At 60.3% G+C, this 13505-nt stretch carries 15 protein-coding genes; 3 read left to right on the forward strand and 12 right to left on the reverse strand.

All coding sequences use genetic code 11. The annotated features are described in order from the left end of the window. Positions 1–23: 23 nt before the first annotated feature. From AC0KVQ_RS06575 to AC0KVQ_RS06595, 5 genes are all read right to left on the reverse strand, one after another. A complete protein-coding gene (locus tag AC0KVQ_RS06575; protein ID WP_473420348.1) occupies positions 24–539 on the reverse strand; it encodes a tripartite tricarboxylate transporter TctB family protein in 516 nt (171 codons plus the stop codon). A 77-nt stretch (positions 540–616) separates the two neighbouring features. Then, positions 617–1585 (reverse strand): Bug family tripartite tricarboxylate transporter substrate binding protein, encoded by a 969-nt coding sequence (locus AC0KVQ_RS06580; RefSeq protein ID WP_473420349.1) that lies wholly within the window; start codon positions 1583–1585, stop codon positions 617–619. A gap of 89 nt (positions 1586–1674) precedes the next feature. Continuing rightward, positions 1675–2322 (reverse strand): 2-dehydro-3-deoxy-6-phosphogalactonate aldolase, encoded by a 648-nt coding sequence (locus tag AC0KVQ_RS06585; RefSeq protein ID WP_473420350.1) that lies wholly within the window; start codon positions 2320–2322, stop codon positions 1675–1677. A 10-nt stretch (positions 2323–2332) separates the two neighbouring features. Further along, the gene (locus AC0KVQ_RS06590) at positions 2333–3337 is read right to left on the reverse strand and encodes a 2-dehydro-3-deoxygalactonokinase (RefSeq protein ID WP_473420351.1); all 1005 of its coding nucleotides are present in this window, start codon (positions 3335–3337) and stop codon (positions 2333–2335) included. Further along, entirely contained in the window at positions 3334–4140 is an 807-nt protein-coding gene (locus AC0KVQ_RS06595) for an IclR family transcriptional regulator (protein ID WP_473420352.1), read from the reverse strand. Before AC0KVQ_RS06595 ends, AC0KVQ_RS06590 begins: the two co-directional genes overlap by 4 nt. Positions 4141–4296: 156 nt before the next feature. Between AC0KVQ_RS06595 and AC0KVQ_RS06600 the strand changes: the two genes are divergently transcribed. From AC0KVQ_RS06600 to AC0KVQ_RS06610, 3 genes are read left to right on the forward strand one after another with little or no spacing between them, the layout of a single operon-like run. Continuing rightward, the gene (locus tag AC0KVQ_RS06600) at positions 4297–5073 is read left to right on the forward strand and encodes an SDR family NAD(P)-dependent oxidoreductase (protein WP_473420353.1); all 777 of its coding nucleotides are present in this window, start codon (positions 4297–4299) and stop codon (positions 5071–5073) included. 22 nt (positions 5074–5095) lie between these two features. Beyond that, positions 5096–6016, forward strand: a complete 921-nt coding sequence (locus AC0KVQ_RS06605) for an IclR family transcriptional regulator (RefSeq protein WP_473420354.1) — start codon at positions 5096–5098, stop codon at positions 6014–6016. Between the two features lie 56 nt (positions 6017–6072). Beyond that, the gene (locus AC0KVQ_RS06610; RefSeq protein WP_473420355.1) at positions 6073–6339 is read left to right on the forward strand and encodes a DUF2798 domain-containing protein; all 267 of its coding nucleotides are present in this window, start codon (positions 6073–6075) and stop codon (positions 6337–6339) included. A gap of 6 nt (positions 6340–6345) precedes the next feature. On the opposite strand, the gene AC0KVQ_RS06615 is transcribed toward AC0KVQ_RS06610, so the two are convergent. From AC0KVQ_RS06615 to AC0KVQ_RS06645, 7 genes are all read right to left on the reverse strand, one after another. Next, a complete protein-coding gene (locus AC0KVQ_RS06615; protein WP_473420356.1) occupies positions 6346–8148 on the reverse strand; it encodes a GGDEF domain-containing protein in 1803 nt (600 codons plus the stop codon). 144 nt (positions 8149–8292) lie between these two features. Further along, positions 8293–9276 (reverse strand): acrylyl-CoA reductase (NADPH), encoded by a 984-nt coding sequence (gene acuI / locus AC0KVQ_RS06620; protein ID WP_473420357.1) that lies wholly within the window; start codon positions 9274–9276, stop codon positions 8293–8295. 54 nt (positions 9277–9330) lie between these two features. Then, on the reverse strand, positions 9331–9972 hold the full coding sequence (gene acuR / locus AC0KVQ_RS06625; RefSeq protein WP_473420358.1) for an acrylate utilization transcriptional regulator AcuR: 642 nt from the start codon (positions 9970–9972) through the stop codon (positions 9331–9333). 73 nt (positions 9973–10045) lie between these two features. After that, positions 10046–10333: a sll1863 family stress response protein gene (locus AC0KVQ_RS06630; protein ID WP_473420359.1), complete on the reverse strand. Its 288-nt coding sequence runs from the start codon at positions 10331–10333 to the stop codon at positions 10046–10048. Positions 10334–10448: 115 nt separating this feature from the next. Continuing rightward, positions 10449–11291 (reverse strand): carboxylating nicotinate-nucleotide diphosphorylase, encoded by an 843-nt coding sequence (gene nadC / locus AC0KVQ_RS06635; RefSeq protein WP_473420360.1) that lies wholly within the window; start codon positions 11289–11291, stop codon positions 10449–10451. Between the two features lie 2 nt (positions 11292–11293). After that, positions 11294–12658, reverse strand: a complete 1365-nt coding sequence (locus AC0KVQ_RS06640) for a phosphomannomutase/phosphoglucomutase (protein WP_473420361.1) — start codon at positions 12656–12658, stop codon at positions 11294–11296. A gap of 61 nt (positions 12659–12719) precedes the next feature. Further along, positions 12720–13493: an IclR family transcriptional regulator gene (locus AC0KVQ_RS06645; protein WP_473420362.1), complete on the reverse strand. Its 774-nt coding sequence runs from the start codon at positions 13491–13493 to the stop codon at positions 12720–12722. Positions 13494–13505: the final 12 nt, after the last annotated feature.

Genomic DNA, 13505 nt, shown 5'->3' on the forward strand with positions numbered 1-13505 from the left:
AATATCCTTGCGCCGCAGCGAGCTTATTCAAACAGGGTGCCGACCGGCAGGGGCACATTCAGGCCCAGCGAGAAAACGAAATACAGCAATGCGGTGATTACCAGCGCCAGGACAGGATTGAGCAATTTGTTGCGCATGCCCATCAGCCCCATCAAGCCCGCCAGATAAACCGCCGTGACCGGCGCATAACCCAACCATGGCATCAGCACCAGGCACGCAATTGTCGCCGCCACACCCAGTACGGTGCGCAGATGGTACGGGCCCGCTCCGGTGGTTTCGGGTGCAGGCGATGCAATACCCTGCTTGAGTTTGCGCAGGTTGCGCGCGATCAGGAACCCGCTCAATACGATCAGAGCGCCAGCGTAAATCAGCGGAAAACGGGCCGAACCGATATCTGTTGCCAGGCCGGTGGAAGGGAACTTGCGGGAAACCAGAATGGCAGCAATGGCCACCAGGCAGACCAGCCCGCCGATCAGGATTTCAATTTTGTGATCCTGGCGTGAAGGCTGCTGGTCGCCAGACGATTGCATATGACTCATGACAATACCCTTTTCATGCAGGACTTCGACCTCCCGGCCCGAGTCACCTCAGGCCGGGATCGATCGCGTCTGTCCGTTTATTTGGCGATACCCAGTTTGGTCATCAGGCCCTTGAAGAAAGCGTTGTCCTTGTCGATGGCCTTTTTGAAATCAGCGCTGTCCAGATAGGCATGCGACAGATTCATCTTGGCCAGAGATTCCTTGAAGGAAGCATCCTCGGCGGTCTGCTTGGCGGCCTTGCGCAGGGCATCAACCACGGCCGGCGGAGTTTTCTTCGGTGCCACAATGCCGCGCCAGGTCATCACGGTCAGATCCACGCCTTTTTCTTTCAGGGTCGGCACCTTGTCGAAACCGGCGGCACGCTGATCCGCCATCACGGCCAGCAGCTTGATCTTGCCAGCAGCCACATGATTGACCACTTCGGCCGGGCTAACCGTCACTGCTTCGATATGTCCGCCCAGCAGCGCGGTCACGGCCGGATTGGCGCCGTCGTACGGGATATGGTTGAACTTGGTCCCGGTCTTGTCCGCCAACGCTTCAGCGGCCAGGTGCCAGATGGCGCCGGTGCCGGAATTGCCGATACGCACCTTGCCCGGATTGGCCTTGGCATAGGCGATGAATTCCTCATAGCTGTTCCAAGGCGCATCAGCCTTGACCGAGATGGCGCTCGGCTCGGCATTCAGGCGGGCGATGGGCACCACATCGTCAGCGGTAAACTGCACCAGGCCCATGTGCGGCAGCATGGTCAATTCAACCGTACCGGTGCCGATCTTGTAGCCATCGGGGCGCGCCGTCACGATTTCGGACAAGCCCACCGCACCGCCGCCACCGGTCTTGTTGACCACGCCCATCGGCTTGGGCAGATACTTCTTGGCTGTATCGGCAAATGCGCGCGTGACCAGATCGGTTCCGCCACCGGCGGCATAGGGCACCACCACTTCGATCTGCTTGGTCGGATAATCAGCAGCCTGGGCAGGTGCGCCGAGCATCAGGGTGGAAACACAGACTGCGCTCAGCACGCGGACGATCAGTTTTTGCGATTTCATCTTCAACCTCCTGGAATTAAACATTGAAACGCTGATGAATCAGACGTTTCCAACGCATGGACGGCCTGCTGCAAGGCCTGTCCACACACTTATGCCACGCACTGCGATTCCCACGCAGCGACAAAGCATTCGGCGCGCCCGGCCAGTTGTTCGAGGGTGATGCCGGGCGAATACAGCGCGGAACCCAGGCCGAAACCATTGGCACCTGCTGCAAGAAACGGGGATTGGTTGTCGGGCGTGATGCCGCCCACCGGAAACAGCCGTGTCTCTTTGGGTAATACGGCACGCATGGCCTTGATCACCAGCGGCGAGACCAGTTCGGCTGGAAACAGCTTGAGTGCATCGGCCCCGGCACGCAGTGCGGCAAAGGCCTCGGTCGGCGTCACAACACCGGGCAGGCAGATCAGGCCAAGTGCCTTGGCTGCGGCAATCACCACCACATCGGCATGCGGCATCACCACGAGATCGGCACCGATCGCGGCCAGCCGCTCCACATCCGCCATGCGCAACACGGTTCCGGCACCGACCAGGGCATCGTCAGGCAGGCACGCACGCATGCGGACGATGCTCTCGAACGGTTCCGGCGAGTTGAGCGGTACTTCGATCAGGCGAAAGCCTGCGTCGTACAGTGTTTTTGCCACGCCTTCGGCCTCGGCCGGCGTTACGCCACGCAGAATGGCCACCAGCGGCAGGCTGGCCTGCGCAGATTCAAATCGGGCAAGTCGGGTGTTTTCCATCACGGCATCCTCAAGATTGAACTTCGGCCACACGCGCGTTGATCAGGCCCAGCGCCCGGCCAACTTCCCACAGGCCGCGCGGTGCCGGGTTATCCAGCGTGCCGGCCACGGGTACGCCAAGCGCGGCAAAAACCTGGCGATAGCGCTGGCACAAGCCGGCATCGCCGATCAGCAGCAGCGGCCCCTGCGCCTGCAGTACGGTTGAAGATTTGGCCAGCCCGGATACCAGCTCATGGCCGATCAACAGGCCAGAGAGATAATCCTTGAGCTGGCCCGGCATCAGGCGCCGGGTCAGGCCCAATGTGCGGGCAGCAAAAATCTGGTGCAGAAAATCGCCGGGCAGACTTTCCCTGGCGGCCTGCACGCCTTGCAGAAAGGCGGATTCGGCCGCGGCCGGCTCTGGCTGCTCGGCATCAGCCATCAGACGCCCGAGGATCGAGTGCTTCAGCAGTACGGCAAACATCTCGCCAGTCATATAGCTGGCGAAGCGCACGATGCGGCCGTTTTCCACCTGCACCCACTTCGAATGCGTACCGGGCAGCACCATGGTTGCGCGCCGGGCCAGCTCGGGATTGGCGGCCAGCGCGCCGGCAATCTGGATTTCCTCGCCGCGAATCACATCCGGAGCAACAGCGGATTCATCAAGCAAAACACCCGGAGCAATCACCACATCACAGCCCAACTGGCTGCGAACACGCACGCTGTGGGCCGCCAGCGTGGCGACATCAGCCGGACAGCGCACATACGGCGCCTCTTTCCAGCCCTGCGCACTGCCAACCATGCCACCCGCCACAACCGGCAGTTCCGGCCAGGCTTGCAGCCAGTCCGCAGCAATTTCAGCCAATGCCTGCTCAAACCCGGCGGCACCGGGCTGTGGCAGCGATTGCAGTCCTTGCGCGCTGCTGCGTACCTGCAACACCTCACCCTGCGCACCCAGCAAAAAGGCGCGCAGGCTGGAGGTTCCCCAATCCAGTGCCAGCAAGGCCGGCGTTTTCATTTGTTCATTGGCATTCATGTGCTTGCCTTCTCCATTCCGAGCACTTCAGAAATCCGGCCGGCCGCAGCCAGCACCAGCGGGCCGAGTTCCAGCATGCGTTCCTTGGGCATGTAGGGCACGGCACTGGCCACGCTGATCGCCGCCACCACCTTGCCGCTGACATCGCGTACCGGCGCACCGACGCAGCGGATGCCCAGTTCGTTTTCTTCCAGATCCATCACCCAGCCCTGCGCGCGGTAGCGCAGCATGGCTTCTTCAAACTGCGGCCAGGGGCTCAGTAGTGAGCGCTCGCCGGCATCCACCTTGAGCGCCACCGCTTCGTCATACAAATCGCGCCATTGCCCCGGCGCAAAACCCAGCATCAGCGCCTTGCCCACTCCGGTGGAGGCCAGCGGCATGCGTTGTCCGGCACGCGAGCGCATTTCCAGCCCCTTGGTGCCAGGAACCTTCTCCAGATAGAAGACCTGCGTACCTTCCACCGTGCCGAGGTGGACCGTGTCTCCGGTCCGTGCAGCAAGCGCCTCCAGGTGCGGCCGCGCCAGCGCGCCGAGCGGACGCTGCTCCTGTGCCTTGGTCCCCAGATAGATCAGGCGCGAGCCAAGCGTGTAGCCGCGATAAGGCACGTGATGCAGATATCCCTCGCTGACCAGGCTGCCCAGCATGCGGTGCGTGGTACTGCGCGGCGTACCCAGATGCGCGGCAATGCCTTTCACATCCGAAATGCCCTGCGCCACGCACTCCAGCAGGGCCAGCCCGCGCATCAGCGTTTGCGTGCCCTTGGGCGATTCATCTGCCGTGATGGATTCATCCGGGTGATTCACAAGGCCTCCAAATGTCTCAAATAATTTCTTTGTTGACCAAATATTAGAAACAGCCATAGCATTGTGTCAAATATTTTTTACTTGTCCATATATTGAGACATTGCATGGACAGACACGACCCGGCCATTAACGGCCCTCAACCCAAGGAGCTAGAAGATGTTCAATGACTTGAAAGACAAGCGGGTTCTGATTACCGGTTCAACCCAAGGGATCGGCATGGCCACGGCGCGTGCCTTTGCCCGCCAAGGCGCGAAGGTGGGCATTACGTCACACGTCATGTCGGAGGGAATCGAGCAATCGCTGGCGGAACTGCGCGAACTCGGCGGTGAAGGTGCGTTCTTTGCGGGCAACCTGTGCGATACACAAGCCTGTGAAAAACTGATCAATGAGTTTGTGGATCGCTTTGGCGGCATCGATGTGCTGATCAACAATGTCGGCGGTCTGGTCGGGCGCAAGCAGATCAGCGAGATCGACGACGATTTCTTCAATCAGGTATTCGATCTGAATGCGCGTTCGGCCCATATGGTGACCAAGTACGCGATGCCCCATCTGGCTGCCGCCGCAGAAGCCAGCGGCACCACCTCGTCGGTCGTACTGGTCGGCTCGTTCGCCAGTTATATGGGTGGCGGCCCGGGCGCCTCGCTGTATGCCGCGGCCAAGGCCTGGATCCACACCATCCAGAAGAACTGGGTCACTTCCTACACCAAGCAAGGCGTGCGCTTTAATGTGGTGGCACCGGGCACGGTCGATACCGCCTTCCATGCCGACAAGAACGACGCCGTGCGTGCGCAGATCAACGCTACCATTCCGATGGGGCGCTTTGCCCGGGCGGAAGAAATTGCGCCATCCTTCCTGTTCCTGGCTTCGCACGCTTGCAGCGGCTATATCACCGGCCAGATCATCAATGTGAATGGCGGCCAGTACATGCCTTGATCAAGCACGCACCCGGATCGTCATGAATCCGGGCCGCCCCATCCTGTATCGGCTTGTCATCGATTACAATGCACGGATCCTGATCACCCCGCGTGATCGCCCTGCTTATGGACATTGCATGCAAGCCGATACCTCTTTCCCGCTCGCCCCATCTCTGGCGGATAACGCCTCTGCCGACAAGCAACCGGTTGCCGGCACGCAAACCCTGATGCGCGGGCTGGCCCTGCTGGAGTGCGTGGCCGATGGCATCAATGATGTCAAAGGCATTGCTGCCCGACTGGGTACGCCGCGCAGCACCGCGCACCGCATGCTCAATAGTCTGGTCAGCGAAGGCTACCTGCACCATATCCCCTATCGCGGCTACCTGTTGGGGCCCAAACTGATCCGGCTGGGAACGATCGCGCTGGAGCAGCGCCCGTTGGTCCCCATTGCCCGTCCGCACCTGGAAGCGCTGGCTGCACAATGTGGCGACACCGTGCATCTGGGCCAGGTCGATGGCGATTGCGTGCTGTATCTGGACAAGATTCCGGGCACGCGCGGGCTGGAAATGCGCTCGCAGATCGGGCAGCGCAAGCCGATTGCCTCAACCGGGGTGGGCAAGGCACTGATGCTTGGTATCGCACAGGAACGCTGGCCGGCACTTTACGAAGCAGCCTGGGCAGATCAGGTTCAGAGAGGCCAGCAACCCATGCTGGCGGCATGGGCGCAATATCAGGAAACCATGCGCGGTTATCTGCGCCAGGGTTGGGTCTACGATCTGGAAGAACACGAACTGGGCATCCGCTGCGTCGGCGCACCGGTTTTCGATGTCAGCGGCAAACTGGTGGCAGCCGTCAGCGTGGCCAGCGCGGTACCCTATATGTCGGAAGCGCGCATGGCTGAACTCGGGCCGCAAGTGCTGGCCACGGCGCAGGCCATCTCGCATGCGCTGGGCTGGCGCTAGCAGCCAGGTTTTGGCATAGTCCGGCCGACTTGCTTATTCACACACATGCTTCACCCATGAACCACCCGATTGATTACACACAGCCCTGCAAATCACGCAAATTGCCCAAGCATTTCTCGCCGGTTGCCTTTGCCTTTTTCATGTCATCAATTATGGCCCTGCTGATGTGCACGGTCATTGTTGCGGTCAGCGGCGGCGTGACTGGTGATTTCGCATGGCGTGTCGGCAAGGCTTATATGCTGGCCATGCCGGTGGCTTTTTGTTGCGTGCTGCTGGTTCGCCCGCTGGTCGTCAGACTGGTTGCGCTCACCGTGCAGAGCTGACGCAAATCAGGCCGCCCTGCAAGCCTGCCGCTCCTGGATATCTTCCGCAATGGCACGGCTGCTGCCGGCCTTGCGTCGCTCCACAAACAGACTGGAACCGCTTTGCTGCTTGGCCATTTTCTTGGCCGCAGCCGCTGCTACTGAAATATCGTGATGACACTGGTGCTGTGCCGGATCGATTGCAACGGCCCCCAGAGAAAGACTGATCAGGGAATGCCACTGGCTGTTGCCCTGCCGATCGGGTGAGCAATAACCACCGGCTTCGACATGGCCGGGCAGGAAATGCTCGGCCACCCTGGCATCGAACTGCTCCAGAATTTCCAGGCAACGCGCCTGCCAATCGTCCGAGACAAACAGCAGCAGAAAATCATCTCCGCCGATATGGCCGACAAAATCGAGATTGGGATCGGCCACCCCCTGCAGGATGGTGCCAAGCAGGCGAATCACCTCGTCACCCTTTTCATAGCCGTAGATATCGTTGTACGGCTTGAAGTGATCCAGATCGGCATAAACCACGACAAACGGGGTTTGCATGGCAAGCAGACGCAGGATCTCCTCCTGGATTGGCACATTGCCCGGCAACAAGGTCAGCGGATTGGCATGGCGCGCCGCGCGGATCTGCATGTCGGTTACTGCACGCATCAGATCGTGCCCGGTACCCATGCCCAGATAACGTCCACCCTCGGTAATGATGAAACCATCGGCCAGATAGCGGCGCTCGCACGATGTCACCAGACGCGATAGCTCTTCCAGGCTGATGCTGTGTTCCACCACCAGCGGGGCCGGGTCCATCAACATGCTGCACGGCTTCTGGCCATACAGTTCGCGATTGAACGGCCGGGCAAAGCGCTCCAGTACCTCATGGCGCTTGATCAGACCCACCGGTTCGCCCGACTCCGACAACACCGGCAAGGCCGGCAATTCCTGTGCCTTGCTGAATCGCTGGTAAATGCTTTCATTGCTGTCGGTCTCGCGCACGGTGGGTACATCCACCAGCAGGCTGCGCGCGCTTTGCTGCGCTATCAGGCCGCCGCGCACCGGCACTGCCGGCTCGATCAGCAACTTGCGTGGCGGATTGGCTTGGGGCCGGGCCAGATGGTAGCCCTGCGCCAGATCGATGCCGATACGACGCACGCATTCAAGCTCTGCCTGGGTTTCCACGCCTTCTGCAATCACGCGTGCGCCGGTATTGAGCGCGATATGGTGAATCGAGCGCACGAACTGGCGTTTCTGCGCATCCCCTGAGATACCCTGAATGAAATACTTGTCGATCTTGACGAAATCCGGTTGCAATTCCGACCACAGACGCAAACCGGAAAAGCCCTCGCCCAGGTCATCGATGGCAATGCGGAACCCCATTTCGCGATAGTGCTGCAGCGCATTGCACAACTGGTCGAAGTTGTCGGCCGGGTGGATTTCGGTCAGTTCAATCACCACGCGCTGCGGGGAGAGCCCCACTTCGCGCAGGATTTCCAGCGTAGCCCCGGATCGAAACGAGGGGGAAGTCAGGCAGGCCGGCGAAATATTCAGAAACAAGCGGCCCGGCAAACCGGCTTTGACAAAGCTGCGAATCACCGCGCGCCGGCAGGCGAAATCGAGTTCGGGCAGCATGCCGCAATGGTGTGCAGCAGCGAACAGATTCAGAGGGGAATGCAGATAACTCGCTGACGGGCCGCGGATCAGGCCTTCATAGCCGAATACCTCGCCCGCGCCCATCGCGGCGATCGGCTGGAACAGGGCAGTCAGCAGGTCATCATGCAACAGCCGGACCAGTTCTGCCTGCTGCAACTCGGTGGATAGTGGTGCCATTCTCGTTTCCCGTGAACACCCCGGCAGCATAAGAAGGCAATGTGACGAATCCGTGACAACTCTTCTGCAAAACATGTAACTCATTGATCCAAATCGACCGGATGCTTTTTTATTGCATCCGGCCGATTCGCCGTAACGCCCGAATCAGCGCGTTACATCAACCACTACCCGGCCACGCACCTTGCCCGCAAGCAGATCGTTTGCTGCGGCAATGGCCTCTTCCAGACCGATTTCAGAAGTCAGGCTTTCCAGTCTGGCCGGATCGATATCGTGCGCCAGGCGTTGCCAGGCGGCCTCGCGTACCGGCAGCGGCGCCATCACGCTGTCGATACCGTACAAGGTCACACCGCGCAGGATGAAAGGCATCACCGTCGACGGAAAATCGAATCCTTGCGCCAGACCGCAGGCCGCGACCGCACCGCCATAGCGCGTGGAAGCACAGGCATTGGCCAGCGTATGGCTGCCCACGGTATCGACCACGCCGGCCCAGCGCTCTTTTGCCAGCGGCTTGCCGGGCGCTGCCAACTCGGCGCGATCCATCACTTCCGCAGCACCCAATTCCTTGAGCCCATCAGCCTCATGCGTGCGGCCGGTCGATGCCACCACCTGATAACCCAGTTTCGCCAGCAGTGCCACCGCAACGCTTCCTACGCCGCCATTGGCACCGGTGACCAGCACCGGGCCATCCGCCGGTTTTACGCCATGCTTTTCCAGTGCCAGCACGCACAGCATTGCCGTATAGCCGGCCGTACCGATCGCCATGGCTTGGCGTGTGGAAAAAGCAGCGGGCAGCGCCACCAGCCAGTCGCCCTTCACGCGCGCCTTTTGGGCCAGGCCACCGCAATGCGTCTCGCCCACGCCCCAACCGTTGAGTACAACCTTGTCGCCAGTTTTCCAGCGCGGATGGCTGCTCTCGATGACCGTACCGGCGAAATCGATGCCGGCCACCATTGGAAAGCGCCGTACGACCGGAGATTTGCCGCTAATGGCCAAACCATCCTTGTAATTCAGTGTCGACCACTCGACCTGCACGGTCACGTCGCCCTCCTGCAGCACGCTCTCGTCGATCTGCTGGCAGCTCGCGCGATAGCCGGCCTCATCCTTGGTGATCAGAATGCCCTTGAACATCTTTTTTCCTTTTCAAATAAATAGACCAATCAACTACAAATAAACCAGACAAATTCAGTGGCGTGGCAGTGCCTGCAGAAACAAGCGCAGAAAGGCCTGCATCGGCTCGATCGAACGCGCCAGACGTGCACGCAGCACGGCACCTTCCCAGCCGATCCAGAACACATGCGCCAGGCCCGCACAATCGGCATTCGCAGCCAGCTCACCCGCCTCCACCGCGCGCTGCAAACATTGCGCGAGGCGTTGTTCCCAGTCGGTAAAGATCTCTTCAAGCCGGATACGCAGTGCCGCATCGATACAACTGACTTCCTGCCCCAGGTTGCCCACCAGGCATCCGCGCGTGTAATCGAAGCGCTCGACCCCGCAACAGGCCTCATCAACAAAGGCAGCCAGTCGCGCCAGCGGCATCAGATCGGCATTGCCGAAATGCTTGTCGAGCTTGCGTGCAAAATAATCGGCATAGGCTTCGATAGCGGCGGCGACAAACGCATCCTTGCTCTCGAAGTAGTGATAGAACGATCCTTTGGGCACCTGGACACGTTTGAGCACATCGTCGATCACGGTCGCGCTCACCCCCTGCTGGGTCAGCAGTTCGATGCCGCAGCGAATCAGCAGGGCGCGCGTATCGGCGTAATCCAGCCCATTACGGGCTGGCCGGCCGCGCGGACGGCGGGGAAGTTCGGGGGTTGAAGACATGGCCAGATATTAGACCAACAGCTTATAAATAACCACAAAAAAAGCCTGTGTTATTTCACAGGCTTTGCAGAGGTTATTTGAAACGTGATTTGGCTGAGCTCACGGCTTCACTGATTGCATCCCAGGCAATATCAAGGCCGGAACGCATGTCTTCCCAAGCGCTCTCACTGGCTTCCTGCATGGCTTCGAGCTTCACGCGTGCTTCGATCTGCTTGTTGCGCAACATCTCGATTTCATCGCTGTACTGGGTCTTCAGCTCTGCTTCAGCCAGCGCGGCCTTGACGGCCAGACGGTCGATATCGGCATTCCATTCGTCCAGTTTGGCCTGCAGCTTGCGGACATATTCTTCGCGTGTTGCCATAACACATGCTCCTCTGAAGTGATTGAACACAGTGGGCGCCCCAACATGGCACCTACGCCCTTTCCTTCACAGTAGCCCACAACCGCGCAGAACGACAGCGACAAATCCCGTTTTGCTACATCTGAAAACGCATCGACAGATCAACCGCGATCACGTCCTTGGTCAGCTTGCCGATCGAAATGCGATCCACCCCGGTTTCCGCAATCGCGCGGATCGTTGCCATCTCGATGCCGCCGGAGGCTTCCAGTACGGCCTTGCCGCGCGAGCGGCTTACCGCTTCGCGCATGTCGTCGTTGCTCATATTGTCGAGCAGCACCGATGTGGCGCCAGCAGCCAGGGCTTCATCGAGCTCGGTGAGGTTTTCCACCTCGATCTGGATCGTGACATGGCTCGGTGCGATCTCGCGCGCAGCCTCAAGCGCGGCGGTGATCGAACCGGCTGCCATGATGTGGTTTTCCTTGATCAGGATGCCATCGTAGAGACCGATGCGCTGGTTGCACCCGCCGCCAACCAGCACGGCATATTTCTGGGCGCGGCGCAGGCCAGGCAGGGTCTTGCGCGTATCGTGGATGCGGGCGCCGGTACCGGCCACGGCATCGACATAGCACCGGGTTTCACTCGCCACGGCCGAGAGCATCTGAAGGAAATTCAGCGCCGAACGCTCGGCGGTCAACAGGCTGCGCGCCTGGCCGCTGATTTCGCACAGCAAGGTTCCGGCTTCGACCCTATCCCCTTCCGCGATTTTCCAATCGATACACGCATCCGGATCAACCTGGTGAAACACTTCGTCAAACCAGGGTTTACCGCAAATCACGGCAGATTGGCGTGCAATCACACGCGCCACGCCCGGCTTGCCTGCCGGGATCAGTTGCGTGGTCCAGTCGTTTTCGCCGATATCCTCGGCCAATGCGGCCGCGACATTGGCGGCGATGATGTGTCGGGGAGGGAGAGCAATCATGGTCATTCCAGTTCTTTCAGTTCCGGCATGGGCAACGGCGCAATTGCTGTTGCCATTTCGCGGTAAATTCTTTGCAATGCTGCGGCATTATCCGCTTCCAGGCGCAGGGTTAAAACCGGCGTGGTATTGGAAGCGCGGATCAGGCCGAAACCGTCTGCATATTCGATACGCAAGCCATCGACCCCGAACACGCGTTCGGCACTCGGGAACACCGCATTGCGCGCAATCTGTGCGACACGGGCCTGGCCATCTTCCTGCAGCGCAATCTGCAATTCCGGCGTGATCAGGGACACGGGCAGACGTGCGAGCTCAGCATCAATATCTGTACCATCAGCAATCATCTGCAGCAACTTGGCACCCGCGTACAGGGCATCGTCCACGCCCCAGCCGGCAAAGGCGAAATGACCGGACAACTCACCGGCCACCAGTGCGCCACAGGCCTTGAGCCGGCGCTTCATATGCGAATGGCCGGTGGGAATCGCTTCGCTGCTGCCGCCGTGCGCAGCCACCCAGCGGGCAAGCAACCGGCTGGATTTGACGTCATACAGCACATGGCCCGGTTTGCGTGCGAGTTCGGCCGCGGCAAACAGCATCAGCAGACGATCGCCGGCAACAATGTTGCCGGTGCGGGTTACCACACCCAGCCGGTCGCCATCACCATCGAACGCCAGGCCAATATCGGCACGCTGGCGGGTAACTTCGTGCTGCAGGTCGCCCAGATTGGCGGCATCCTGCGGATCAGGGTGATGATTGGGGAAATGGCCATCCACCGCGCAATACAGCATGGCCACCTCGCACCCCAGTTGCCGCAACAACTGCGGTGCAATCGCACCCGCCACGCCATTGCCGGCATCGATCACCACCTTGAGTGGCCGCAGCAGCCGCACCTGCGCTGCCACGGCAGCACAGTATTCACCGGAGATGTCGCGCGGGTGCCGCGTACCCTGCCCTGTCGAAAACCGGCCAGCCTCGATGCACACGCGCAAGTCCTGCAAGGCAGCACCATCGATGGTATCGCCACCCAGCATCATCTTGATGCCGTTGTAATCGGGAGGATTATGGCTGCCGGTGATCATCGCCCCGCAGCCGTTGGCAAGCCGGTTGGCAGCAAAATAGAGCAACGGCGTTGCCGCCAGCCCCAGATCCAGCACATCGACACCGCTCTGCAACATGCCGGCAATCAGGCTTTGCGCCAGTGCCGGGCTGGACAGGCGTCCGTCACGCGCAACTGCCAGCTGTGAGAATCCGCGCTCGATGGCAAGCGAACCCAGCGCGCAACCTATCAGGTATGCGGCATCGGGCGTCAGGCGCGAAACCCTGGCGCGCACGTCATAGGCTTTGAAGATGGAGGGGTCGATTGCTGGCATGGGCGTGATGGTAACGGAAGACCCCGCCTGCGCACAGTCAAAGAGGCTGAACAGATATTTCTCAGCTGAAATCACCGGTATAGCCGAGCGTACGCGACAGCGCGATGCCGGCAGCGCGCACCTGAATCGCCAGCTCTTCCACCCGGCTATCCGGAATCTGGTAATTCACGCCAGAAAGGCTGATCGCTGCCATCACCTCGCCGTGCGCATCGCGCACCGGCGCGGCAATGCAGCGCACTTCCGGCACTTCCTCGCCGTTATCGATGGCCCAGCCGCGCGCACGCGTCTGCACCAGTAGCTGTTTCAATGCAGTGCGCGTGGCTGGGGTGGCGGCATTGAAGACGGGCAACTCTTCCTGCGGAAAAATCTGGTCGATTTCGTGCTCGCTCTTCCACGCCAGCAAGGCCTTGCCCAGGGCGGAGCAATGCAGTTGCACATGCTTGCCCACCCAGCTGCGCACAATGACCGATTGCGGACTTTCCAGCTTGGCCAGGTAAATGGCCTCGCGTTCCTGCAAGATGCTCAGATGGCAGGTCAGATGAGTTTTCTCGCGCAGTTCATACAGTATCGGCATGGCCTCGCGCTTGATATCGAACCCGGCCACCGCCTGGTTGCCGAGTTCGTACAAGCGCAGGCCCAGCGCATATTTGCCGTCGTGATCCTGCCGTAACAGACCGTGCGTCAGCAGCGCTGCCAGCAGGGTATGCGTACTGCTCTTGGGCAGATCCAGCGCCTGGTGGATCTGGCTGAAACCGGCCAGACCCACCTCTTCCAGATAGGCACAGATACGCACGATCTTGTCGAGTGCGGGCACGGATGTTACGGGCGTTGTCATACAAAAAATTCC

This window comes from Formivibrio sp. oc-25 (assembly GCF_055810895.1).